This window comes from Nonomuraea sp. NPDC001636 (genome assembly GCF_040298265.1).
Taxonomy (GTDB): Bacteria; Actinomycetota; Actinomycetes; order Streptosporangiales; family Streptosporangiaceae; genus Nonomuraea.
This window is the reverse complement of the sequence record NZ_JBEOZT010000011.1, coordinates 69,031-93,063: the sequence shown is the minus strand read 5'-3', so window position 1 is coordinate 93,063 and position 24,033 is coordinate 69,031. Positions and strand designations below refer to the sequence as shown.

At 73.9% G+C, this 24,033-nt stretch carries 20 protein-coding genes and 1 pseudogene; 10 read left to right on the top strand and 11 right to left on the bottom strand.

Annotated features, from left to right (window positions below):
- The first annotated feature begins 11 nt into the window (after nt 1-11).
- Genes ABT158_RS21980 through ABT158_RS21965 form a run of 4 tightly spaced genes read left to right on the top strand, consistent with a single transcriptional unit; the run spans nt 12 to nt 4,107 of the window.
- The gene (locus ABT158_RS21980) at nt 12-1,349 is read left to right on the top strand and encodes an aspartate aminotransferase family protein (RefSeq protein ID WP_352356033.1); all 1,338 of its coding nucleotides are present in this window, start codon (nt 12-14) and stop codon (nt 1,347-1,349) included.
- Nucleotides 1,336-2,517, top strand: a complete 1,182-nt coding sequence (locus tag ABT158_RS21975; protein ID WP_352356031.1) for a mandelate racemase/muconate lactonizing enzyme family protein — start codon at nt 1,336-1,338, stop codon at nt 2,515-2,517. The genes ABT158_RS21980 and ABT158_RS21975 overlap by 14 nt, the downstream gene beginning before the upstream one ends.
- The gene (locus ABT158_RS21970) at nt 2,507-3,349 is read left to right on the top strand and encodes an amidohydrolase family protein (protein ID WP_352356029.1); all 843 of its coding nucleotides are present in this window, start codon (nt 2,507-2,509) and stop codon (nt 3,347-3,349) included. The genes ABT158_RS21975 and ABT158_RS21970 overlap by 11 nt, the downstream gene beginning before the upstream one ends.
- A complete protein-coding gene (locus tag ABT158_RS21965; RefSeq protein WP_352356027.1) occupies nt 3,346-4,107 on the top strand; it encodes an SDR family NAD(P)-dependent oxidoreductase in 762 nt (253 codons plus the stop codon). Before ABT158_RS21970 ends, ABT158_RS21965 begins: the two co-directional genes overlap by 4 nt.
- Nucleotides 4,108-4,215: 108 nt before the next feature.
- Here ABT158_RS21965 and ABT158_RS21960 read toward each other — a convergent pair whose 3' ends face one another.
- On the bottom strand, nt 4,216-4,359 hold the full coding sequence (locus ABT158_RS21960; protein ID WP_352356025.1) for a hypothetical protein: 144 nt from the start codon (nt 4,357-4,359) through the stop codon (nt 4,216-4,218).
- A gap of 97 nt (nt 4,360-4,456) precedes the next feature.
- Between ABT158_RS21960 and ABT158_RS21955 the strand changes: the two genes are divergently transcribed.
- From ABT158_RS21955 to ABT158_RS21940, 4 genes are read left to right on the top strand one after another with little or no spacing between them, the layout of a single operon-like run.
- Nucleotides 4,457-4,738, top strand: a complete 282-nt coding sequence (locus ABT158_RS21955) for a metal-sensitive transcriptional regulator (RefSeq protein WP_352356023.1) — start codon at nt 4,457-4,459, stop codon at nt 4,736-4,738.
- Nucleotides 4,739-4,760: 22 nt separating this feature from the next.
- Nucleotides 4,761-4,973: a heavy-metal-associated domain-containing protein gene (locus ABT158_RS21950; protein WP_352356021.1), complete on the top strand. Its 213-nt coding sequence runs from the start codon at nt 4,761-4,763 to the stop codon at nt 4,971-4,973.
- Nucleotides 4,970-5,947: a DUF8832 domain-containing protein gene (locus tag ABT158_RS21945; protein WP_352356019.1), complete on the top strand. Its 978-nt coding sequence runs from the start codon at nt 4,970-4,972 to the stop codon at nt 5,945-5,947. The genes ABT158_RS21950 and ABT158_RS21945 overlap by 4 nt, the downstream gene beginning before the upstream one ends.
- A 28-nt stretch (nt 5,948-5,975) precedes the next feature.
- Entirely contained in the window at nt 5,976-8,216 is a 2,241-nt protein-coding gene (locus ABT158_RS21940; protein ID WP_352356017.1) for a heavy metal translocating P-type ATPase, read from the top strand.
- Between the two features lie 135 nt (nt 8,217-8,351).
- On the opposite strand, the gene ABT158_RS21935 is transcribed toward ABT158_RS21940, so the two are convergent.
- The 4 genes from ABT158_RS21935 to ABT158_RS21920 all read right to left on the bottom strand — a co-directional run bounded on the left by ABT158_RS21935 (nt 8,352) and on the right by ABT158_RS21920 (nt 12,856).
- The gene (locus ABT158_RS21935) at nt 8,352-9,299 is read right to left on the bottom strand and encodes a C40 family peptidase (RefSeq protein ID WP_352356015.1); all 948 of its coding nucleotides are present in this window, start codon (nt 9,297-9,299) and stop codon (nt 8,352-8,354) included.
- A gap of 235 nt (nt 9,300-9,534) precedes the next feature.
- Nucleotides 9,535-10,023 carry a universal stress protein gene (locus ABT158_RS21930; protein ID WP_352356013.1) on the bottom strand — a complete coding sequence of 163 codons (489 nt, stop codon included), beginning with the start codon at nt 10,021-10,023 and terminating at the stop codon, nt 9,535-9,537.
- A 32-nt stretch (nt 10,024-10,055) separates the two neighbouring features.
- Entirely contained in the window at nt 10,056-11,486 is a 1,431-nt protein-coding gene (locus tag ABT158_RS21925) for an MFS transporter (protein WP_352356011.1), read from the bottom strand.
- Nucleotides 11,487-12,268: 782 nt separating this feature from the next.
- Entirely contained in the window at nt 12,269-12,856 is a 588-nt protein-coding gene (locus tag ABT158_RS21920; RefSeq protein WP_352356009.1) for a DUF4396 domain-containing protein, read from the bottom strand.
- 20 nt (nt 12,857-12,876) lie between these two features.
- Between ABT158_RS21920 and ABT158_RS21915 the strand changes: the two are divergent.
- Nucleotides 12,877-13,395: pseudogene (locus ABT158_RS21915) on the top strand (hypothetical protein); the annotation flags it as partial.
- Nucleotides 13,396-13,569: 174 nt separating this feature from the next.
- On the opposite strand, the gene ABT158_RS21910 reads toward ABT158_RS21915, so the two are convergent.
- The 3 genes from ABT158_RS21910 to ABT158_RS21900 are packed head-to-tail and all read right to left on the bottom strand — an operon-like array spanning nt 13,570 to nt 16,060.
- On the bottom strand, nt 13,570-14,520 hold the full coding sequence (locus tag ABT158_RS21910; protein WP_352356007.1) for a M56 family metallopeptidase: 951 nt from the start codon (nt 14,518-14,520) through the stop codon (nt 13,570-13,572).
- Entirely contained in the window at nt 14,517-14,891 is a 375-nt protein-coding gene (locus ABT158_RS21905; RefSeq protein WP_352356005.1) for a BlaI/MecI/CopY family transcriptional regulator, read from the bottom strand. The genes ABT158_RS21910 and ABT158_RS21905 overlap by 4 nt, the downstream gene beginning before the upstream one ends.
- 26 nt (nt 14,892-14,917) lie before the next feature.
- Complete coding sequence (locus ABT158_RS21900; RefSeq protein WP_352356003.1) at nt 14,918-16,060, bottom strand: NAD(P)/FAD-dependent oxidoreductase; 1,143 nt, start codon at nt 16,058-16,060, stop codon at nt 14,918-14,920.
- Between the two features lie 150 nt (nt 16,061-16,210).
- Here ABT158_RS21900 and ABT158_RS21895 point away from each other — a divergent pair, with 150 nt between their 5' ends.
- Nucleotides 16,211-16,420, top strand: a complete 210-nt coding sequence (locus ABT158_RS21895) for a heavy-metal-associated domain-containing protein (RefSeq protein ID WP_352329364.1) — start codon at nt 16,211-16,213, stop codon at nt 16,418-16,420.
- A gap of 176 nt (nt 16,421-16,596) precedes the next feature.
- Here the strand turns inward: ABT158_RS21895 and ABT158_RS21890 are convergent, their stop codons facing one another.
- The 3 genes from ABT158_RS21890 to ABT158_RS21880 are packed head-to-tail and all read right to left on the bottom strand — an operon-like array spanning nt 16,597 to nt 23,824.
- Nucleotides 16,597-19,353: a hypothetical protein gene (locus ABT158_RS21890; RefSeq protein ID WP_352356001.1), complete on the bottom strand. Its 2,757-nt coding sequence runs from the start codon at nt 19,351-19,353 to the stop codon at nt 16,597-16,599.
- The gene (locus ABT158_RS21885) at nt 19,350-22,499 is read right to left on the bottom strand and encodes a hypothetical protein (RefSeq protein WP_352355999.1); all 3,150 of its coding nucleotides are present in this window, start codon (nt 22,497-22,499) and stop codon (nt 19,350-19,352) included. The genes ABT158_RS21890 and ABT158_RS21885 overlap by 4 nt, the downstream gene beginning before the upstream one ends.
- Nucleotides 22,496-23,824, bottom strand: coding sequence for an SWIM zinc finger family protein (locus ABT158_RS21880; RefSeq protein ID WP_352355997.1), 1,329 nt, complete (start codon nt 23,822-23,824; stop codon nt 22,496-22,498). The genes ABT158_RS21885 and ABT158_RS21880 overlap by 4 nt, the downstream gene beginning before the upstream one ends.
- Nucleotides 23,825-24,033 lie beyond the last annotated feature (209 nt).

The window sequence follows — 24,033 nt, the reverse complement described above, 5'->3', positions numbered from 1 at the left end:
AGGAGAGAGATTTGAAGCACCTAGCCGAGCGCGCACGCCAGGTCATCCCCGGCGGCGTGAACAGCGGGCAGCGCAGCATCCCCGGGCTCACCGACCTGGTGATCACCCATGCCGCCGGCGCCCGCTTCCGCGACTCGCAAGGACGGGAGTTCGTCGACTACCACGCCGCCTTCGGCCCGCCGCTGCTCGGCCACAACGACCCCGACGTCGGCGCGGCCGTCGCCGAGGCCGGCCGTACGGTGGACCTGTGCGGCGTGGGCGTCACGGCCGGCGAGGTCGAGCTCGCCGAGACGCTGGTTGAGCTCGTGCCGAGCGTGGAGAAGGTGCTCCTGACCAGCACCGGCAGCGAGGCCACCTTCCACGCCCTGCGCGTGGCCAGGGCCGCGACCGGCCGCCGGCTCGTGGTCAAGTTCCAGGGCTGCTACCACGGCTGGCACGACGCGGTCAGCCTCAACGTGATCTCCGCGCCGGAGAAGGTCGGCACCCACGACCCCATCTCGACCGGCATCCTGCCCGAGGTGCTGCAGGCCACGCTGGTCCTGCCGTTCAACGACCCCGAGGCGGTACGCCGGGCGTTCGCCGAGCACGGCGACGACATCGCCGCCGTCATCCTGGAGCCGGTGCCGCACAACGTCGGCTGCCTGCTGCCCGAGCAGGAGTTCCTGGAGACGCTGCGCGCCGAGTGCACCAGGGCGGGCAGCGTGCTGATCTTCGACGAGGTCATCACCGGCTTCCGCCACCACCTGGGCGGCTGGCAGGCGATCTGCGGGATCACCCCCGACCTGACCACCATGGGCAAGGCGATCGCGAACGGCTACCCGGTGGGCGCGCTCGGAGGCCGCGCCGATCTCATGGAGCTGTTCAGCTCGCGACCGGGCGGCCCCGCCTTCTTCGCCGGCACCTACAACGGCCACCCCGCCGTCGTGGCGGCCGCCCTGGCCACGCTGCGCAAGCTGCGCGAGGAGCCGGTGCACGAGCACGTCTTCCGCCTCGGCGAGCGGATCAGGACCGGCCTGGCCGAGGTCTTCGCCTCGCTGGACATCCCGGCGCTGGTCAGCGGGTACGGCTCGGTCTTCGTCGGATATTTCATGACCGGACCCGCCCGCACCTACGACGACCTGCTGCGCAATGATGCCAACATGTTCATCGGGTACCGCCGCCGGCTGCTGGAGCACGGCGTCTTCGAGCTGCCACTGAACCTCAAGCGCAGCCACGTCTCCTACGCCCACACCGACGCCGACGCCGACCACCTGCTGGAGGCGGCCGCCACCGCGGCCCGGCTCGCCCGCGGCGACGTGCTCGACCTGACCGACGCCAGCACCATGGGCGGGGCCGATGCTGACCGTTGACACCAGCCGCCCGGCCGGGCCCGCCGGCCGGATCAGCCGCGTCGAGACCCTCTCGCTGGGCACCGCCTGGCGCGACTTCTCCTACGTGCGCATCCACACCGACGAAGGGCTGAGCGGCATCGGCGAGATCACCCACCCCTACCGGGGCCGGGAGACCTGCTCGCTGACCGAGGCCATGGCACAACGCCACCTGATCGGCGCCGATCCCTTCGACGTCGAGGAGATCTGGCTGCGGATGTACCAGGGCGACTTCCTGCGCGGCGGCGACGTCGGCGGCATCGTCGTCTCCGGCGTCGACCAGGCGCTGCACGACATCATGGGCAAGGCGCTCGGCGTGCCCGTCTACCGGCTGACCGGCGGCGCCTGCCGTGACCGGGTGCGGGTCTACGCCAACGGCTGGTACACCGGCGAGCGCGACCCGCAGGTGTTCGCCGCCAAGGCCAAGGAGGTCGCCGCCCGCGGCTACACCGGGCTGAAGTTCGACCCGTTCGGCGCCGGGCTGGGCGAGTTGTCCCGGGCCGAGCTGCGGCTCTCGGTCGACATCGTCGCGGCGGTCCGCGAGGCCGTGCCCGACCTCGACCTGTTCGTCGAGGGGCACGCCCGGTTCGCGATGCCGACCGCCGTCCGGCTCGTGCGCGAGCTGGAGCCGTTCGACCTCGGCTGGTTCGAGGAGCCGCTGCCGTGGACGCACATCGAGCGCTACGCCGAGCTGCGCGCCCGCGCCGCCATGCCCATCTCCGGCGGCGAGCACTTCCACAACCGCTACGAGTACGCCCGGCTGTTCGCCACCGGCGCCGTCGACATCATCCAGCCCGACCTGTCGATGGCCGGCGGGTTCACCGAGATCAGGAAGCTGGCCGCGCAGGCCGACGTGCACGCCATGCTCGTCGCCCCGCACAACTCCAACTCCCCGCTGTGCACCACGGCCTCCGTGCACGCCGTGCTCGGCATGCCGAACCTACTCGTCCTGGAGACGTTCGACGGCATGCTGGAGCCGTACGTCTTCGACGCGCTGAAGGGCGTGCTGCCGGTGGTCGACGGGCACGTCGGCCTGCCGGAGCGGCCCGGCCTCGGCGTCGAGCTGGCCGACGAGGTCTTCGCCGAGCACCCGCCGTCCCACCGGTTCTGGAACATGTTCAAGGAGGGCTGGGAGAAGCGTGATCGTTGACGTCCACTCCCATCTGTTCAGCTGCCCGGACGACGTCGGCGACCCGTTCGCGGCCGAGTCCGCCCGCGCGCACGGCGGTCACGTCGACCTGACCGTGCGCTGGGCGGACTACGCCGCCACCTCGCCCGCCGGCACCCGTACCGTCGTGGTGGGCGGCAAGGCCAGGCGGTCGGGCCTGTGGGTGGACGACGCCGCCGTGGCCGCCTACGCCGGCGAGCACCCCGACCGGCTCATCGGCTACCTGTCGCTCGACCCCACCCAGCCCGGCTGGCGCGACGAGCTGGAACACGGCCACCGCGACCTGGGGCTGCGCGGCATCAAGCTCATGCCGATGTACGCCGGTTTCGACCCGGCCGCCCCGGAGCTGGACGACCTGTACGCCTACGCCGCCCGCCACGGCCTGCCGCTGCTCGTGCACACCGGGACCACGTTCGTCTCGGCCGCGCCCCTGCGCTACGCGCTGCCGGTGCACCTGGACGAGGTCGCCATCAGGCATCCCGAGCTGCGCATGGTCCTGGCCCACCTCGGCCACCCGTACGAGGGCGAGTGCATCGCGGTGATCCGCAAGCACCGCCACGTCTACGCCGACGTCTCCGCCCTGCACTACCGCCCCTTCCAGCTCTGGCACAGCCTGCGCCTGGCCCAGGACTACGGGGTGTGGGGCAAGCTGCTGTTCGGCAGCGACTACCCCTTCACCACGGTGGACGCCTCGGTGGCGGGGCTGCGGGCGGTCGGCGCGGTCCCCGGCATCCCCGGCCTGCCGCCTCTCGACCGGGAGGAGATCGAGAAGCTGATCCACCGCCCGTCGCTCGACCTGCTGGGGCTGTCATGACCGAACTGGCCGTGGTCACCGGGGCCGCCAGGGGCCTCGGCCAGGCCATCGCCGCGCGCCTGACGGCCGACGGCTACCGGGTGATCACCGTCGACCGGCCGGGCGCGGGCTGCGCCTACGGCTTCGACCTGGCCGACACCGAGGGCCTGGCCGGGCTGGCCGACGCGGTCCGCCGCGACCACGGGCCGATCCACGTCCTGGTCAACAACGCCGGGGTGGCCCGGCTCGAACACTTCAACGAGATCACCGTGGCCGGCTGGCAGGCCGTCATGCGGGTCAACTGCGACGCGCCGTTCTTCCTGGCGCAGCGGGTGGCCGAGCACATGATCGCCGACGGCGTGCGGGGGCGGATCGTCAACGTCTCCTCCAAGAACGGGCTCATGGCCGAAGCCGGGCTGGCCCACTACAACGCCTCCAAGGGCGCCCTGGAGCTGATCACCCGCTCGCTCGCCGCCGAACTGGGCGCCCACGGCATCACCGTCAACGCCGTGGCGCCCGGCATGATCGCCACCCCGATCGACGGCGACTTCCCCTTCGACCGTGCGGCTTTCGAGGCGGCGTGGGAGGAGCGCATCCCGCTGCGCGGCGGGTACGGCAGGCCGGACGACGTGGCCGGCGCGGTGGCGTACCTGGCCTCGGAGTCGGCCCGCTACGTCACCGGCTCCACCCTGGTCGTGGACGGCGGCGTGCTGGCCGACCAGATGCCGAGGACGCGGTTCATGCCGCCGTACCGGAACTCGTTGCGGCCCGGTTCCTGACCCCGCGTCGCCGCCGCGGCGGCGCTGTCCGGCTTGCGCCTGGCCTGGTCCTCGAAGCAGGCCAGGAACTCGGCGCCGAATCCCGGCCTGGGGTGGCGGGCGAGCACCTCACTCGACGGCCCGCTCGGCGCGCTCCGCCGGCCGGCCGGCCGCCGTGCCGAACACCCAGGCGAGCTGCCCGCCCGCCTCCTCGAACGGCAGCCGGTGGCTGTCGAAGGGCTCGGTCAGCCCCATGTCGTGGAGCCGCGCCAAGACGTAGAGCTCGTCGTCGCAGGCGCCGCCACTTGCCTTCTGGATACCATAGGGGGGTATAGTGTCCTCAACGGCAACGAGCCGAGGGAGGGCTGACATGGCTGGACACGGCAGTGGCAAGCAGGACCAAGGGATGCGGTTGCGCCGCATCGAGGGGCAGGTCCGCGGCCTGCAGCGGATGGTCGAGGACGACAAGTACTGCATCGACATCCTCACCCAGGTGTCGGCCGCGACCAGCGCCTTGAAGTCGTTCTCCCTGTCGTTGCTGGAGGACCACCTGGCCCACTGCGTCGCCGAGGCCACCGCGAAGGGCGGCCCGGAGGCCGAGGCCAAGGTCAAGGAAGCCTCCGACGCCATCGCCAGACTTGTTCGTTCCTGACCGGATTGAAGGAGAGACCGATATGAGCACCACCACCTACACCGTCAAGGGCATGACCTGCGGCCACTGCGTCAGTTCGGTCAAGGAGGAGGTCGGCGAGGTCGCCGGGGTGACCGGCGTCGAGGTCGATCTGGCCTCCGGCCTGCTGACCGTCGAGAGTGACAGCCCGATCGACGCGGCGAAGATCGTCGCCGCCGTCGAGGAGGCCGGGTACGAAGTGGCGGACCAGTCGTGAACACCGCAGCCAAGCTCGGCTCCTACGCCCTGGGGCTGGCCGTCGTCTTCGGCGGCGCCCTGGGCGCCGGCAAGGCGGTGGGCCCGGTGGGGGCCGCTCCCGCCGCCGACCACGGCGCCATGACGGCCGCCACGGAGACCGCGCAGAGCGCGGGCCACAACCAGCACACAGCCCAGCAGACGACGACGACGAAGAAGAACGATACCCCCGGGGGGCTCCAAGTGTCCGAGAACGGCTACACCCTCAACCCGCTCACCACGTCGCTCAAGCCCGGCGAGCCCGCCGACTTCCGCTTCTCCGTGACCGGCCCCGACGGCCGCCCGGTCACCGACTACCAGGTCCAGCACGACAAGAAGCTGCACTTCATCGTGGTCTCCCGCGACCTGGGCAGCTTCCAGCACGTACATCCGGAGATGTCGGCCGACGGCATCTGGTCGGTCAAGGTCACCTTCCCCGAGGCGGGCGGCTACCGGGCCTTCGCCGACTTCGCGCCGACCGGCGGTCAGGCCCTGACGCTGGGCGCCGACCTGGCCGTGGCGGGCGACTACCAGCCCAAGCCGCTGCCGGAGACCGGCCGCACCTCCAAGATCGACGGCTACGAGGTCACCCTCGACGGCGACCTGACGCCCGGCCAGGCGAGCAAGCTCACCCTCAAGGTCAGCAAGGACGGCAAGCCGGTCACCGACCTGCAGCCCTACCTCGGCGCCTTCGGCCACCTGGTCGCCCTCCGCGGCCGTGACCTGGCCTACCTGCACGTCCACCCCGACGGCGAGCCGGGCGACGGCAAGACGCAGCCGGGCCCCGAGATCGTCTTCTACGCCGAGGTGCCGAGCGGCGGCGACTACCGCCTGTTCCTGGACTTCCAGCACGAAGGCGAGGTCCGTACCGCCGACTTCACGCTCGCGGCCGGGCCGCGGCCCGCCACCCCCGACGCGTCGGCGACGCCCGCCGGGCACGGCAACCACAGCCACTGAGAAAAGCCACTGGGAAAGGGGAACGGTGATGACCTCTGTCACCGATGACCGGCAGAACGCGGTCGAACTCTCGATCGGCGGCATGACCTGCGCCTCGTGCGCCAACCGCATCGAGCGCAAGCTCAACAAGATGGACGGCGTGACCGCCACGGTCAACTACGCCACCGAGAAGGCGAAGGTCACCTTCCCCGAAGGCGTCGATCCGCAGCAGCTGATCGCCCAGGTGGAGGCGGCCGGCTACACCGCCGCGCTGCCCGCGCCGCCCCGCACCGAGGGCGAGCCGGGCGAGCGGGAGCCGGAGGACGAGCTGCGCCCGCTGCGCAGCCGGTTGATCACTTCGGTGGTGCTGGCGGTGCCGGTGATCGCGATGGCGATGATCCCGCCGTTGCAGTTCACCAACTGGCAGTGGATGTCGCTGGTGCTCACCGCGCCGGTCGTCGTCTACGCCGGCTGGCCCTTCCACAAGGCCGCCTGGACGAACCTGCGCCACGGCGCCGCCACCATGGACACGCTGATCTCGGTCGGCACCATCGCCGCGCTCGGCTGGTCGCTGTGGGCGCTGTTCTTCGGCACGGCGGGCACCCCGGGCATGACCCACCCGTTCGCGTTCACGATCGAGCGCACCGACGGGTCGGGCAACATCTACCTGGAGGCCGCGGCGGGGGTGACGGCGTTCATCCTGGCCGGCCGCTACTTCGAGGCCCGCTCCAAGCGCCGGGCCGGCGCCGCCCTGCGCGCCCTGCTGGAACTGGGCGCCAAGGACGTCGCGGTGCTGCGCGACGGCGTGGAGACCCGCATCCCCAGCGACCGGCTGGCCGTGGGCGACCGGTTCGTGGTGCGGCCCGGCGAGAAGATCGCCACCGACGGCGTGATCGAGGAGGGCACCTCCGCGGTCGACGCCTCGATGCTGACCGGCGAGTCCGTTCCCGTCGAGGTGCGTCCCGGCGACGCCGTCACCGGCGCGACCGTGAACGCGGGCGGCCGGCTGGTCGTCCGCGCCACCCGGGTCGGGGCCGACACCCAGCTCGCCCAGATGGCCAAGCTGGTCGAGGACGCCCAGACGGGCAAGGCGCAGGTGCAGCGGCTGGCCGACCGCGTGTCGGGCATCTTCGTCCCCATCGTGATCGCGCTGGCTCTCGGCACGCTGGGCTTCTGGCTCGGCACCGGCGACGGCGTCGGCGCGGCCTTCACCGCCGCGGTGGCCGTGCTGATCATCGCCTGCCCGTGCGCGCTCGGCCTGGCCACCCCGACGGCGCTGCTGGTCGGCACCGGACGGGGCGCGCAGCTCGGCATCCTGATCAAGGGGCCGGAGGTGCTGGAGTCCACCCGCCGCATCGACACGGTGGTGCTCGACAAGACGGGCACCGTCACCGAGGGCCGGATGACGCTCACCGGGGTGCACCTGGCCGAGGGCGAGGACGAGGCCGAGGTGCTGCGCCTGGCGGGCGCTCTGGAGCACGCCTCCGAGCACCCGATCGCCCAGGCCGTCGCCAAGGGCGCCGCCGCCCGCGTCGGCGACCTGCCCACCCCCGAGGACTTCGCGAACGTCGAGGGCCTCGGCGTGCAGGGCGTCGTCGAGGGGCACGCGGTCCTGGTGGGCCGGCCGAGGCTGCTGGAGGAGTGGTCCCAGCACCTGCCGTCCGACCTGGAACGCGCTCTGCACGCCGCCCAGGCGGGCGGCCGGACCGCCGTGGCGGTCGGCTGGGACGGCAAGGCCCGCGCGGTGCTGGTGGTCGCCGACGTGATCAAGCCCACCAGCAAGGAGGCCATCCAGCAGCTCCGGGCGCTCGGTCTCACCCCGGTCCTGCTGACCGGCGACAACGAGGCCGTGGCCAGGACGGTGGCCGCCGAGGTCGGCATCGACGAGGTGATCGCTGAGGTGCTGCCCGCCGACAAGGTCGACGTCGTCAAGGAGCTCCAGGGCGAGGGCAAGGTCGTGGCGATGGTCGGCGACGGCGTCAACGACGCGGCCGCGCTCGCCCAGGCCGACCTGGGCCTGGCCATGGGCACCGGCACGGACGCCGCCATCGAGGCGTCCGACCTCACCCTGGTCCGCGGTGACCTGCGGGTGGCCGCCGACGCGATCAGGCTCTCCCGCCGGACGCTCGGCACGATCAAGGGCAACCTGTTCTGGGCCTTCGCCTACAACGTGGCCGCCCTGCCGCTGGCCGCGCTCGGCCTGCTCAACCCGATGATCGCGGGGGCCGCGATGGCCTTCTCCAGCGTGTTCGTGGTCAGCAACAGCCTCCGGCTGCGCCGCTTCAAGTGAACGACGGCCTCAAGTGAAGAGGGCTCCGGGCGTGCCGCCCGGAGCCCTCTTCGCGTTCCCGGCCCACCCCTGCTCGGGCGGCGCGTTCCGGCGCCTTCACCCACGGCGTCCCCTGGCTCGGCTGCCGGTTGCCGGTCAGGGGCGGACCGCGCCGAGCAGCCGGGTGCGCCAGTAGTCGTCGAGGTCGACCACCTTGACGACGTCACCGGTCTGGGGCGCGTGGACCATTTTCCCGTTGCCGGCGTACATGCCCATGTGGCCGAGGCCCTTGCTGAACAGCAGGTCGCCGGGCTGCAACGCGTCGAGCGAGACGCGTCTGCTCGCGCCCCAGGCCCATTGCGTCCAGGTGGTGCGGGGCAGCTCGACGCCCGCGGTGCGCCAGGCGGCCTGGGTGAGGCCGGAGCAGTCGTAGGAGTTCGGGCCCTCGGCGCCGTACTGGTAGGGCTTGCCGACCTGGGCGAAGGCGAACTGCAACGCCAGGCGGGCGTTGCCGGAGGCCGAGCCGGTGTACCTGATGCCGGCGCTGTTCGGATCACCCGCGCGGAAGGCGCCCAGCCTGCGCAGGAGCTTCGTCTGCGCCTTGACCAGCTCGTCGACCTTCGCCTTCTCCGCCCGCACCTTGTCGCGCGCCGCGTCGGCCTCGGCCAGGACGGCTCGGGCCTCGTCGCGCCGGGCGCGCAGGTCCTTGGTGGTCGCCTGGAACGCCGCCAGTTTCGCCGCCCTGGCCCGGGAGATCTGCTCAAGGGCGGCCATGCCGCTCAGCACCTCGTCGGGGGTGCCGTCGGCGACGAAGCGGCCCCAGGTCGTGAGCGGGCCCGACTGGTAGTCGCTGACCACCGCCGAGACGAGGTCCTTGCGTAACCCGTCCGCCTGGGCGTTCTTGCGCGCGACCTCGGCGTTGAGCGCGTCGTACTTCTGCTGGGCCTTCTTGTGCGCCTCGGTGGCCTGGTTGTACTGCTCGACCACCTCGTCGGCCCGCTCGTTCAGCTTCACCAGCCTGGCCCTGGCCTTGGCGGGCGACGGATCGGCCGAGGCGACGCCCGGGATGGAGACCGCCGCGACCGCCGCAAGTGTCACGGCCACTGCCGCTCGCCCCAGCCTCGTCGCCACGACCACTACGATGCCTCCTCGTACGCCTCCATGCCTGAGGCGGAATAGTACCGAAGGTCGCCCTGCTTGTTGGCATTTCGTCGGTACTATCCGGCGTAACAGGCCGTCGTTCCGGCTCGTGTGTGGGGATACGCACGCCAGGTCCGGCGCGTTCACCGGAACGCCGAAACGCCCGGCTCCGATGGGAGCCGGGCGTCTCTCGGCGACCTCAGCGGGCCGCGCGGTGCTCGGCGGCGCGACGGGCGTCGGCCAGGGGCTTGGACGGGACGATCAGCGTGGGGCGCGCGGTGGCGTGCATGACGTGGGTGGACGTGCTGCCCGACAGCAGCGCCCGCAGCCCCTGCCGCCCGCGCGAGCCCAGGACGATCAGCGAGGCGTCGACCTCCTCGGCGGCGTCGACGATGGCGGCGGCGACGACCTCCTCCGGGACCGAGGCGACCCGCGGCTCGGCCCGCAGCCCGAGGGAGCGGGCGAGGTCGGCGCCCTCGGCGGCCAGCCGTTCCGAGGCGTCCATGGTCCTGGCGTCGATGTCCCGCAGGTCCTCCAGGGCGGGATGCCCTTCGAGATGGGCGGCCAGGCTCTCCAGGGGCTGACGGGCGTACAGCACCACCGCGGACGCGCCGGGGAACAGCCGGGCGGCCTCCTCGACGGCGTGGCGGGCGTCGGGTGAACCGTCGTAGGCGATGAGGATGGACATGGGGATCTCCTTCGGAGCTGTGAGCGTCGAGGTCAGCCGCGGGTGGCGGCGGTGGTCTCGGCGGCCTCGGCGGGTGCGGCGCCCCGCGAGCGGAGCGTCAGCGCGGCGATCAGGGCGCCGGCGACCGCGATCCCGGCGGCTCCCACGAAGGCCGAGGAGAAGCCGTCGGTCAGCGCGGGCAGGTTCCCGAGCTGGGCGGCGCCGTTGGCGGCGGCGACGGCCGTCATGGCGGCCAGCCCGAGGGCCGAGCCGACCTGGTAGCTGGTGTTGACGATGCCGGAGGCCAGGCCGCCCTCCTCGGGACGGGCGGAGGAGATGGCGGTGCCGAGCGAGGGGATGAAGGCCAGCGACATGCCGAGCGCGGCCACCAGGCTGGCGGGCAGGACGTCGACCGCGAAGCTGCCCTCGGGGCTGATCAGCGACAGCCAGCCCATCCCGACCGCGAGCAGGACCAGGCCCGCCACCGTGACGGCCTTGGGGCCGAACCGGTTGATGGCGCGCGGCGCCAGGACGATCATGCCGAGCATGATGAGGACGGTCATCGGCACCAGGGCCGCGCCGCTGGGGAAGGCGCTGTAGCCGAGGACCTGCTGCAGGTACAGGTTCAGGAAGAACCACATCGGGATCCAGGCCCCGCCGAGCAGGAGCTGGGTCAGGTTGGCGGCGGCGAGGTTCGGCGTACGGAAGATCGACAGCCTCATCAGCGGCTCGCGGCGGCGGGCCTGGATCGCCAGGAAGGCGATGAGCAGCGCGATCGCGGCGGCCAGCACGCCCCAGGTCTGGGCGGAGCCCCAGCCGACCTCGGGTGCCCGGACGATGGCGTAGACGGCCGCGCCCAGCCCGGCGGTGACGGTCAGCGCGCCGAGGATGTCGATGGAGCCGCGCTGGGACTGACCGGCGGGCATCAGCGGACGGGTGGCGAAGAGCGCGACGAGCGCGATCGGGATGTTGATGTAGAAGACCCAGGGCCAGCTCAGGTACTCGGTGATGACGCCGCCGAGGAACACGCCCGCGGTGCCGCCCGCCGGGGCGGCCGCGCCGTACAGGGCGAGGGCCTTGGTGAGCTCCTTGGGGTCGTGGCCGAACAGCATCATCAGCAGGGTCAGCGCGGACGGGGCGATCAGGGCCGCGCCGACGCCCTGGACGGCACGTCCGGTGAGCTCGACCCATACCTCGGGGGCGAGGCCCGCGACGAGCGAGCCGGCGAGCAGGATGAGCCAGCCGGCGCCGAACAGCTTGCGTGCGCCGAACAGGTCCGAGAGCCGGCCGCCGAGCAGCAGGAGCCCGCCGAAGGCGACGACGTAGGCGTTGAAGACCCACGACAGGTTCTCCTGCGAGAAGCCGAGGTCTTCCTGGATGCGGGGGAGGGCCACGCCGATGATCGACGTGTCCATGATGACGATGAACTGGGCCGTGGCGATCAGGGCCAGGGCGGTCCATCGCCGGGGGGATGGTGCGGACATGAGCATTCTCCAGCACTACGCCGTACCCCGGTGGGGGATGCGGGCGGGACTTTGGATTCCTCGAAAATACCGGTAGGGGGTATCTGGCGATGAACATACATACACCGGGGGGGTATCTGTCAAGTCCGCACACCGGAGATCGTCCGGGCGGCGCCGCGTGACGGCGGGCTCGCGTGCCTCGGCGATGCGGGAGGACGACCACGCGGCGACGGCGTTCCCGCAGCTCCGAGGGACGTGGGGCGTCGGGGGCCGCGTCACGAGGCCGGGTGCGCGGGACGTGTCCGGGGTGAGGGGGTGCGGGATGGGCCGCGAGGTATGCGGGGTGGGGGTATGCGGTCCGGGTAGAGGACCGGGGGAGTCCCGGGGGTATGTGGAACGGGTCAGCGGGCCGGGGTGCGGGGGTGGGGTATGCGGGGCGCGCCAGGGGGCCGGGGTGTGCGGGCTTGGCGTGCCCGGGAAGCTGGGCGTGCGGATCGCGCGTCGCGGGAGGCATCGCGTCGGGGGATCGCCGCGCGCTCCTGGCTCGGCGTTGGTCAGGCGCGCGACGGCGCTAGGAAATGCCCGGTCGTGGCGGCGAGCCGGGCGTCGTGTCGGGGTTGCCGTGCTCTCCGGGTTCGGCGTCGGGGGCCGGCCTGTGTGTGGGGGCCTGTGCGGTGGTCGGAGAGGGCCGCTCATGGGGGCGGGGCCGGTGTCTGCGAGCGGGCCCGCCGCTCGTCCGGGATCCGTCGGCGATCATGGACGGCGGGCGGGTCGGCTCGTGTCGCGCCTGGGGTGGCGTCCTGTCAGTGGCCCTGGTGGCCCTGGTGGCCGTGATGGCCCGCGTGGCCCTGATGGCCTCCGTGGTCGTCGTGACCTTGGTGGTCGCCGTGGCCCTGGTGGTACTGGTGGATCACGGCGTGACCCTTGCCGCGGGAGATCAGCCACTTGTTCACCGGCGTCGTCAGCAGGAACGCCACCAGCAGCGACCCGGCCAGCGCCACCCAGAACAGCCAGTTGCCCAGCCCGGCGTCCATGGCGCCCGGCACGGTCACCATCACGGTGTTGTCCAGCACCTCCATCACCGCGATCGAGATGGTGTCGGCGGCCAGCGCCACCTTCAGCGCCGACTTGAAGTCCACCCCGGCACGCAGGACGCCGCGCATGGTCAGCGCGTAGCCGAACACGAAGGCCAGCGCCACCGAAAGGATCACGGTGGTGAGGTTGGACAGGCTGAGCGCGGTGCCGATCACCATGCCGAGCACTTCGCCGATCGCGCACCCGGTCAGGCAGTGCAGGGTCGCCTGGGCGGCCATGGCCCACGTGGCGGCGGGCGGAGCGGCGTGCTGGTGCTCTGACGAGGAGGAGGGAGGGTGATGTCCACTATGGTCCATGCTGATACTCCTTAGAGGGGATGACCGATTTTAGGGGTATGGGGTATGCCGGTAAAGACGGAGGTGAGCCTCCTGTCGGCGGCATGGGGGGCGAAGAGGGAGGTCTGGGGCCGCTCGGCACGGAAGACCACGTTACTATTCTGGATAGTGGACACAAGCGGCCCGCCGCCGCCCGTTCGGGCGGGCAGGAACAGGTGGGAACGCGGCGGCGCGGTGTGGTTGCGCCGGATCGTGCCCGGCCGCTCCACGAAGATCCGGCCCGGCCCCGCGCGGTGGCTGCAGGGAGCCGGCCGCCGCCGTACGGCCAGGGTCTCCGTGCTCGTGGCGGCCGGCATCGTCGCCGTGTTCGCGGTGCTCGGCAACGCAGTGCTCGACGCGCTCGACATCTCCTTGCAGGCGCTGCCGTTGCCAACGCGGCCGGGGCCATCGCGGCGACGATGCTCTACATGGCGAAGGCGGCCACCGCCGCGGCCGTGACGGCGGTCGGCCTGGCGCTGGCCGCGGCGCTGCTCCTGACGCGGCTCACGCTGCGCATCCCCCGCGTGATCGGCCGGCTGCTCCAAGGCAACGGGGTCAACCTGGTCACCCGGGTGATGGGACCGACCGGCCGCGGCCACGGCGGTGCAACTGGTCACGGCGGCCGTGCGGCACTGGACGCGCTGGGGCGTCGCCTGGCCTCGTCCGGCCGCCCTGCTACTAACAGCAGTAGTGGGTCAGAGCGACAGCAGCGAGTGGCAGTGATGGGCCAGGAACGAGCCGACCCCCGGCGCCAGCGCCACCGCCGCGGGCCCGCCGAGCAGCGCGCTGACCGCCAGCAGCCCGGTCAGCCGTTCGCGGCGGCCGAGCGGCTGCTCGGGGCCGAGCAGCCGGCGTACGCGGCTGAGCGCCGTCTCCCCGCCCGCCCCGAGCGTGAACGCGGGCGCGCGCCCGGTGGCCAGGCTCACCAGCGCCGCGGCGATCTGGGCGCGCGGGTGGCGGCGGGCCGCGACGTCGTCGGCGAGCAGCTCGACCAGCCGCGCGATCTCCGTCCTGGCCCGCTCGAACAGCGGCACCCCGGGAAACGCCCGGACCAGGGCCTCGGCCCCGGCCAGCACCAGATGATGACGGCCGCGCAGGTGCGCCCGCTCGTGCGCCAGCACGGCGGCGAGCTGCTCCGGCGTGAGGGCCCGCAGCGCGCTCGTGGTGATGACCGTCTGCGCGCGCCGGCCCGGCACGCAGTACGCCAGCCGCTCGTCGTAGTCGATCACCACCACGCCCAGCTCGGCGTCGCGCCGCCCGAGCAGCCGCAACATGGCGGCGTGCCGGCGACGTTCCATGGAGGCCCGCACCAGCACCGTCCCGCCGCACCAGAGCACCCTGGACAGCGCCGCTCCGGCCGCCAGCATGGCCGCTAACCCCACCCGGGACACGCTGGAGCCGTCGCCCAGCATGTCGGCGCACGCCTCGAACAACCCGGCCAGCCCGTGGCCCACGATCTCGGCCGGCACGGCGAAGGCCAGCGCGGCGAGCACCGCCGAGGCGACCACGGACGCCGCTCCCGCCTGCCACAGCGCGATCGCCAGCCGCGGCGCCCGGTCGGACCACTTGGCGGCCCGCTGCCCCAGCACGGGCAGCCAGACGGCCGCCACCACCGTGTAACAGGCCAGGACGACGGCGGCGATCATGCGGGACGGCCCCCGTGCGGGTAGACCTGAAGGGCCGCCTCCAGCGCCGTGGCCTCCTCGGGGGTGAGCCGTTCGAGGAAGTGCACGAGGGTGGCGGCCTGGTTGCCGCTGCCCGCGAGCGCGCGGCGCATCAGGTCGGCGGTGTAGGCCTCCTTGGAGGCGACCGGTTCGTAGACGTAGGCGCGGCCGACGGCCTCGCGCCGGAGCAGGCCCTTGGTGTGCAGCTTGTCCATCACGGTCATCACCGTGGTGTAGGCGATGGTCCGCCGCTGCTTGAGGTCTTCGAAGACGTCGCGGACCGAGGCGGGACGCCGCCTTGCCCACATCCAGTCCATGATCGTGGATTCGAGCTCGCCAAGGCCACGCATCATGCCGGTCATGCTACCCGCGGTCGTAGTCAGATCGCCTCGCCCGCGGCGATGGACCGCTTGAGCCTGATCAGGTCCTTCGGCGCGTTGACGGCGACCGCGCCGACCAGCACGCCGTCGCGGGCGAAGGCCACGGCGAAGCGGTCCTCGTCCGGGTCGCCGGCGACGACGCGTTCCTCGTCGGCCAGGTGGGGCAGCCCGGCCGTCTGGATGCGGGCGCCGTGCACGTGGGTGGCGAAGTTGGGCACGTCCGCGAACGGCTGCGCCGCGTCGGGCCCGGCCAGCAGGTTGCGGGCGGCCACCGCGCCCTGCTCGTTGGCGTTGGACCAGTGCTCGACGCGGATCAGGGCGTCGCCGTACAGGCGGTGCGGCCAGCGGGCCACGTCGCCCGCCGCGACGACGTTCACCGAGCCGGTGGCGTACAGCGTCGGCTCGCACAGCACGCCGTCGTCCACGGCCAGGCCGCTGCCGTCCAGCCATTCGGTGTTGGGCGTCACGCCCATGCCGCCCACGACCAGGTCGGCGGACAGTACGCGGCCGTCGCCGAGCCGCACCTGGCCGCCGGTCACCTCGGTGACGCGGACACCGGTGACGAGTTCGACGCCGTTGCGCTCGTGGTGCCCGGCCAGCCAGCGCGCCGCCTGCGCGCCGAGGCCCGCGTGCATGGGATGCGGGCCGGAGTCGACCAGGGTGACCTTGCGGCCGAGCTGCCTGGCCGTGGTCGCCACCTCGCCGCCGATGAACCCGCCGCCGATGACCAGCACGTGCTCGTGGCCGGAGTCCAGCTCGGCGCGCAGGGCCAGGGCGTCCTCAAGGGTGCGCAGGGTGTGCACGCCGTCGAGCCGCCTGGGACGGGCGCCGCTCGCGACGACCAGGCCGTCGTAGCCGAGCTCGGCGCCGTCGTCGAGGACGACCGTGCGGCTGCCGGCGTCCAGGCGTACCGCCTGCCTGCCGCGCAGCCAGTCGTCGCCGAGCTCTTCGGCGCCGGGGAGCGTGACGTCCTCGTCGCCGCGCAGGACGCTCTTGGACAGCGGCGGCCGGTTGTACGGCACGTGCGCCTCGGCGCCGACCAGCGTGAGCTCGCCGTCGAAGCCCTCCCGGCGCAGGGTCTGGACGGCCCGCAGCCCCGCCAGCGAGGCGCCGACCACGACGATCTTGTCAAGAGTTCTCATGCGAGGCAACGATACCGGGAGGGGGTATGGCGAAGGCAATGTGACGCGCGTCTCATATACCCCTCCGCCGTATGGCTTGTCTTTCCGCAAGATCGGGCGTACGTTCTCTTCCTGCATACCCCGCCGGGGTATTACGAGAGGAGCGAGGCGATGAGCACGAAGACCTACACGGTGTCCGGAATGACCTGCGGCGGCTGCGCGGGCACCGTCAAGACCGAGATCGGCAAGGTCGCCGGGGTCTCCTCGGTCGACGTCGAGCTGGCCACGGGGCAGGTGACCGTCACCTCGACCGACGCCCTCGACGACGCCAAGATCAGGGACGTCGTCGAAGAGGCGGGCTACGAGCTGGTGGCCGGCTGAGCCGTCGAGACCACCGAAGCGGCGCCGGGCCGACCCCGGCGCCGCTTCGGCCTGCCCGCCGCTGATCCCCGCGCCGGTTCGGCTGGTCGGCGCTGATCCCGCCGCCGGTTCGGCTTGGTCGGCGGGATCGGCGCCGGATCGGCGCGGGGCCGGTGCAGGGCCGGTGCAGGGCTGGTTCAGGGCTCTCGGGTCAGCGCCTGGTGCAGGCCCCTGCAGGCGCGGGTGAGCGAGGTCGAGCCGCGTCTGCCCGCGTGGGCGGCCACCTCCGGGATCTCGCCGCGCGCGCCGGCCCACATGGCGACGTCCGTGGCCAGCACGACGGCGTCGGTGTGCGCACGCCGGGCCCGCTCGCCCCCGTGCGGGAGGAAGACGGCCAGGAAGTGGCGCAGGATCGTCCACACCTCGGCGTGCGCGCCCTGCCGGGCGGCCAGCTCCAGTGACGGCAGGGCGAGGTCGGGCCGCACGCCGCCGCGGCGGCTCAGCATGCCCAGCGCACGGCCCGTCCCGGCGGCGGGCAGCGCGCCCTTGGCCGCCAGTTGGAGCAGCGGGGGCACCGCGTCGTCGCCCTCCGCGGCGAGCAGGAAGGCCAGGACCAGGGCCGTGGCCGGGCCGGACTCGCCGTCGGCCACGGCCAGGCCGCGCAGGTCGTCGATGCCGGGCGGGACCGAGTAGTCGAGCAGGCAGAGCGCCAGATGGGCCGCCGCGAGCTCCCGGTGGTGCGGCGTCATGCGCGGCCAGAAGTCACGTGACCCGCGCCAGAAGCCTCTCCGGGAGGGCGCGGCCAGCAGGGCGTCGACGGCGGCGAGGCCGGTGGGCTCGGCGGGAGGCCAGCTCACGGCGGCGATCCCACGCCGGTCGGGGACCTGCTCGTGGGGCGCCGAGCCGAGGTCGGGGGTCCAGGTCACCTCGACCCGCGGCGGCGGCGGCGCGCCGCGCCCGAGCCGGCGGGCCACCGCGGCGGCGGCCTCCGAGCCGCTGCCCCGCGCCCGTTCGGCCAGGTCGGGGGCCGGATCGGGGGGCAGCCGCAGCAGGGCCTGCGCCAGGTCGAACGGCAGCGGTTCGCGGCCGGAGCGCGCGCACCCGGCCAGGCGGGTGAGCAGGGTCCCGGGGTCGAGGTGGCCGTCGGCGCGGGTGGGCGTGGCCAGCAGGACCGGGGGCAGGGCGCCGGCCTTCGCGGCGCGCAGCAGCTCGTCGAGGCGGGACAGCAGGAAGGCGTGGGGGCCGGCGCATTCCTCCGGGCGGGGGAGGCGGTTCCACTCGGCGGGCGCCGGTCGGGCGCCGGGGTCGTAGAGATCGGTCTCGACGTCGTCCGTCCGCAGCAGCCGCTCCTGCACGTCGTCGGGCAGGTCGTGCAGCGGGAGCATCGTGCGCAGGCCGGGGAGCAGCCGGAAGGCCGTGGCCGCGAGGCTCACCACGCCGTCGTACAGGGCCTGCCCGACGTCGCCGGGCGTGCTCCGGTACGGCGGCCACTCCCGCGGCGGACGCGAGCCGGGCGGCCCCGGATCCTCGCCCGGGTTGACCAGCTCCCTGGCCAGCGCGGTGCACCAGTCGCGCGGCGACTCCCACACCGGCATGTCGTAGAGCACCGGCCGCAGCTCCTCGCCGAACCGCCTGGCCAGCGTCTCGCGCAGGGAACCGGGGTCCGCGTGGGCCTCCCGCACCACCGCCGCCAGCCACGCCTCGACGGCCATCCAGCCTGCCTCCGCCGGCGGACCGGCCTCCGGGCCGCAGACCGGGAACGGGCCTGGCACGGCGGCCTCGGGCAGCCGGCCGGGGGTGAAACCGCCGGTCCGGCCCCCGCCGAAGCGCTCGTGGAGCCGCCGGGCCGAGGCCGGGGGCAGCAGCTCGGCCCCCTCCAGGAGCGCTGTGGGGTCGGTGACGTGCCCGGCGTACTTGAGGGTGAGGGCCACCGCGCGGTCGCGCACCTCGTGGGAGGCGTGCCCGTACGCGTTGGTCAGCGCCCTGACGTGGTCGTTCACCCGTTCCGGGCGGGCGCCGAGGTCACGGTCGAGCCAGGTCAGGCCCTTCACCGCGAGCCCGGCCTCCGGGCGGAAGGTCATCGACTCGACGGCCTCGGCGACGTCCGCCGGGTCGAGCCGGGCCCCGCGCGCCTGCCGCCAGGCCAGCTCGGCGACCGGGCCCGGCGCGGTGGCCAGCAGCCGCAGGTAGTCGCGCAGCCGCCCGGCCGACTCCGCCGGCGTGGGCGCCACCAGCGTGTGCAGCCGGACGAAGAAGCGCAGGTCACGCGGGTCGCCGCCGAGCAGGAAACGGCGCACGCAGCCCGCGATGACCTGCTCGCGCGGCAGCGCGCGGCCCGTCAGGGCCAGCCAGTGGGACGGCTCGGGGGTGAGCTGCTCCTCGGCCAGCGCCCGGCCCGCGCCGGCCGCCTCGAAGATCCGCGGCAGCAGGTGGGGCGTCAGCGGGTCGTCGGTCACGGTCGCCGCCGACAACCAGGCCGCCACCAGCGGCTCGTGGTCGGGCGGGGGAACCGGGCCGTCGCGCAGCAGCGCCAGCGCCAGCGGCACGACCCGGTCGTCAGGACGTCGGACGCGGCGCGCGAGCCGGACCGCCAGCTCGGCCCGCCAGGCCACCGGGCGGCCGGAGACCGCCCTGACCAGCCGGTGCGGGCCCGGCGCGCCGGACGTCCCCGGGTCGAGGTCGCGCTTCATCAGCCAGGTGGCCGCGCCGGCCGGGCCGGGAACCGTCGCCGCGCCCACCATCATCAGCGCCTCGGCGGGACCGGTGAGCTGGTCGAAGGCGTTCCAGCGGGCGGCCAGCAGCCGCGGGCGCAGCTCGGCGAGCAGGCCCGGCAGCTCGGCGGCGACGGCGGCCCGCTCGGCGCCGGTGAGGTCCGGCAGCCGTACGGCCAGCCGCTCGGTGTCACAGGCGAGCACGAGGCGCCTGATCTCGGCGCGGACGTCGTCGGCGGTCATGACGTGGCTCCGGTGAGCTGGGCGTGCAGGCGCCGGCAGGCGTGGGCGAAGCGGGTCGTCCGGCGGCTGCCCGCGAACTCGGCGACGGCCGGGATCTCCCCGCGCGCGCCGGTCCAGAGCGCCACGTCGGTGGCGAAGGCGACGAGCCGGGAGTGGCTCACGGTGACCCGCCGCCCCTCGCCGGGCGCCATCACGGGCAGCAGGGCCCGCATGACGCGCCACACCTCGTGGTGGCCGCCGGACTCGGCCAGCCGGGTCAGGGCCGCGATGGCGCGGGTGGTCTCCTGCCAGGTGCGGCGCAGCACCAGCGCGAGCTGACGGCCCATCTCCTCGGCGGGCAGCTCGCCCCTGGCGGCCAGGCGCAGGACCAGCGGGATCATGCCGGGCACCCCGTCGGCCAGGAGGAAGGCGAGGATCAGCGCCGTGGACTCGCCCATCGGCCCCTGGGCGAGCTCCAGGCGGATGATCTCCGCCGGAGCGCGCCAGGCGCCCCAGTGGCGCTGCAGCAGGTAGGGCAGGAAGTGGACGGCCACGACCTCGCGGTGGGAGGGCAGCACGGCGGGCCACGCCCCCAGAGTGTGACCGGACTCGCTGCCCGCCCGGCCGGACGGCTCGCGCAGCACCACCTCGTCGATCAGCCGATGGCCGGTCGGGGCCGTCACCCGCAGCTCGGGCCGCAGCCTGACCTCGGTGAAGTGCTCCGGGTCGCCGTCGCCGAACTCGACCATGGACGCGGCGACCATGTGCCGCCAGCCGTGGCCGCACTCGGGGTCGGCCATGCCGTCACCGGCGAGCCAGCGGGCGGCCGACCGCGCCGCCTCCGACTCGACCTCGGCGGCCCGCTCGGCCGCCGCCGGATGGCGGCCCCGCGGCAACCGCAGCAGCGCCTGCGCCAGGTCGGCGGGGAGCGGTTCCACCCCGGCGGCGGCGCACGTCTCCAGCCGGCCGACCAGCACGTCGGGGTCGAGATGGCCGCTCGTCCAGGTCGGCGTGGCCAGCAGCACCGGCGGGAGGGCGTCCTCGCGCAGGGCCGCGGCGAGCTCGGCGTAGCGGTGCAGCAGGAAGTCGTGGAGCGGGGCGACCCGACCGAGGCGGGGCAGGCGGTTGCGCCGCCGCCACTCGTCCTGCTCGGACAGCGCCTGCGGCAGGTACGAACGCCGCCGCGGCGGGACGAACACGACGGTCACCTGCGCGAGCGGCTCGTCCGGGCCCGGCGGCGGCACCGGTTCCCCCAGCCGCATCGCCGCGATCCGGGCGGGGTCCACGCCGAGCGCGGCCATCTCGTCGTAGGCGCGGTCGAGGAGGTGGTACGGCATGGCCTCCACGGAGTCGTCGTACCGGGCGCCGGGTCTCTTCCGCACCGGGCGGGGATCATCGGGTTCGTTCAGCCGGATCCGGCCGCCGGCGAAGGGGATCTCCTGGCCGCCCTCGCGGGCCACCGCCGTGGCGGGGCCTTCGTCGCTGGTCCAGGTGATGGAGAAGGCGCGCAGCGGGGCGTCGTCGTCGAGGAAGCGGCCGGGCCGGTGGCCGCCGCCCACCGTGATCCGCAGGGTCGACGGCTCCCGGCCGGGCTCCTGCCCGCGGGGGACGGCGCGCACTCCCACGGAGTGACCGGCGCGCTCCCAGAACCGCTCCGGCTGGATCGGCGGGAGCTCCGGCACGCTGCCGGGCGTGACGAGCTCGGCGGCCAGCGCCGCCCGCCATTCGCCGGGATCGAGGCACACGTCCTTGAGCCGCCACCGGCCGTGGGCCTGCTCGGCGTGGGCCTGCTCGACGTGGGGGGCGAGCCTGCGGCGCAGCCCCGCCCGGTCGTCGGCGACGCCGGTGACGAAGGCCGCCAGCCAGCGCTCCTCGTCGATCCAGGGCTCGTGCCCGCCGGGGAAGATCGACGGCTCGGGGAAGGGCAGCGCCTGCGCGGGCTCGGGCAGCGGCGGGAACTCCTTGGGTGCCGGCAGCTCCTCGACCGGGGTCTCCCCGCCGAACCGCCGGGCCAGCTTCGCGCCCAGGTCGGCGGGCAGGTCGCGGACGGCGTCGAGGATCGCCTCGGCGTGGTCGGTGAGCAGGGCGGCGTGTCTGAGGGTCAGCTCGACCGCGCGGTTGCGCACGTCGAAGGACGTGTGCCCGTACGCCGTGGTCAGCGCGGTGACGAAGTCGGGGGCGGTCTCCGGCCTGGCCCGGATCGCCTGGTCGAGCCAGCGCAGGCCGGTGGCGGCGAGCTTGGCCTCGGCCCGGAAGGTGAGCGCGTCGACCGCCTCGACCAGGTCGGCGTGGTCGAGCGGCAGCGCGGCGCGCACCTGCGCGGCGGCCGACTCGGCGACCGTGCCCGGCGCGGACGGCAACAACCGCAGGTAGTCGCGCAGGCGGGCAGCCGACTCCGCGGGCGTGGGGTCGAGCAGCGTGTGCAGCCGGACGAAGAACCGCAGATCCTGCTGCTCACCGCCGCGCAGGAACCGGCGCACGCAACCGTCGAGGGCCTGCTCCCTGGGGATCTTGCGGGCGACGGCGGCCAGCCAGCGGGTGGGCCGGGGCTGCAGCGACTCCTCCCGCAGGACGCGGCCGGCCCCGTCGGCGTCGAAGACCCGGGGCAGCAGCACGGGGGCCAGCGGGTCGTCCGGCACGGTCGGCAGGGACAGCCAGGCGGCCACCAGCGGGTCGTGGTCGGGCGGCACCGCGCCGGACTGGCGCAGCAGCTCCAGGGCCAGCGGCGCGACGCGGTCGGCGGGACGGCGCACCCGCCGGGCCAGCCGGACCGCGACGTCCCGGCGCCATTCCGGCGGACGGGCGGCCGCCACCCGGCACACCTGGTCGACCCTGATGGCCGGCGCCCAGCGGCGGTTGACGTCGCGGCCGGTCATCCACGTCACCGCGGCGGCCGGGCCGGTGATGAGCCCGACGCCGGCCACCAGCAGCGCCCTGGCCATGCCGGTGAACAGCTTCTCGACCTCCCAGGAGACCATCTCCCCGAAGTCGTCGGGGTACTTGGCGCGCACCTGCTCGGTGCGGACCCGGCGCAGCTCCTTGACCAGGCCGGGCAGCTGCCCGGCCAGCTCGGCGCGCTCCCGCTCGGTCAGCGTGACCAGCCGGTCGGCCAGGCGGCCGGACTCGTTGCGGACGACGAGGTCGCGGATCTCCGTCCAGGTGGTCATCGGGAGACCTCCACGGCGGCGCGGGCGACGATCCGGGCGGCCAGCACGTGCTTGCACGGGCCGCGGGAGCCGCGGTGGTCCCACCACCACTCGCAGGTGCAGGAGCCGTCGGCCAGCGAGACCTGACGCGTGCCGCCCGCGGTGCGGACGGTGGCCGACTCGCCGTCGAGCCGCACGGCGCCCGCCTCGACGAGCCGGCGCGCCTTGGCCAGCCGCGGGTTGAGCACGGTCACGTTGTCCTTGTCGTAGGGCAGCTCGCGGTGGAAGTGGGCGGCCTCGGCCAGGTCGTAGCCGACCCGGCCGGCGACGCCGAGCTGCGTCAGCGCGGCCCGCACCCGGTCGGCGGGGATGCCGGCGCGGTCGGCCAGCAGGCCGATCTCGACCTCGGGCTCGAAGTTGAGCAGCATGCCGACCAGGTCGGCGTCGTTCTCGGCCTCGTCGGTGGCCAGGTCGTCGAGCACCGCGCCCTCGCCGGAGAAGCCGCGCCAGCGCTCGGGCGAGAGGGTGAGCGTGTAGCGCATGCCCGGCAGCTCCAGCTCCCAGGCGCTGGAGGCGGCGTCGGACGGGCCGTACACCCGCAGGGCCTTGGCGAAGCGGAGCAGCGGCAGCAGGGTGGCGAGCCGGTTGGGGCCGGCGAGCTGGACGGATCCGGCGACCGGATGGCCGGCGACCTTCAGGTCGCGCCCCGCCTGCGCCACCCACACCGTGCCCTTCCTGGGCAGCCCGCGCAGGAAGCGCACCGCCGCCATGCCGGCCAGCTCGCCGCGCTGGTCCATGCCCGAGGCGATGACCTGCACCTCGGCGAACCCGCGCAGCCAGCGCTCGGGCAGCGGCACCTTCTTCTCCACCACCGCGCCGTCCGTGGTGGTCACGACCAGCTCGTCGAGGCCCACGCCCAGGTGCAGCGGGTCGCGCGCGCCGATGCGCGCCAGCGCCTCCCGCAGCGGGGCGTTCACGTCGACGTTGGTGGTGCCCCGGTCGAAGACCTCGCCGTCGAGCGCGCCCTGCAGCAGGTCGAGCCGGGCGTACACGCCGCCGCAGGCGGAGAACGACTCGAAGCGCAGGCGGTCGCCGTTGCACGTCACCACCGGGTCGCGCACCCAGCCGGGCCGCTCCTGCGGCTGGTGGTAGCGGGCCAGCGCCACGTCGGCGACGCCGAGCAGGGCCGCCGCGGCGGGGGCGGCCTGGGTCACCACGCCGCTGAAGAAGCGGGGGGCCACGGCGGGGCCGGACAGGGCACGGCCGCCGGAGGTCGCCAGCCCGAGGCGACCGTCGATGAGCGAGGAGGGCGCGGCGTACGTGTACGCCTGCGTCGCTGAAGTCATGGCCGGGACGATAGATCGCGCCACCGACAAGATCTCCGCCACGCGTTCCGCCGATTTTGAGGCCAGATCATGTTTGATTCCGGATGGTCTACTCATTTCGGACAAGCCGGTTTATGCTCTGGGCATCCTGAAGTGGATCACCCCCCCTGGGAGGCGCCCATGAAGAAGATGACCATCCGCCGCAAGAGCACGCAGCGCCTGATGTCCGG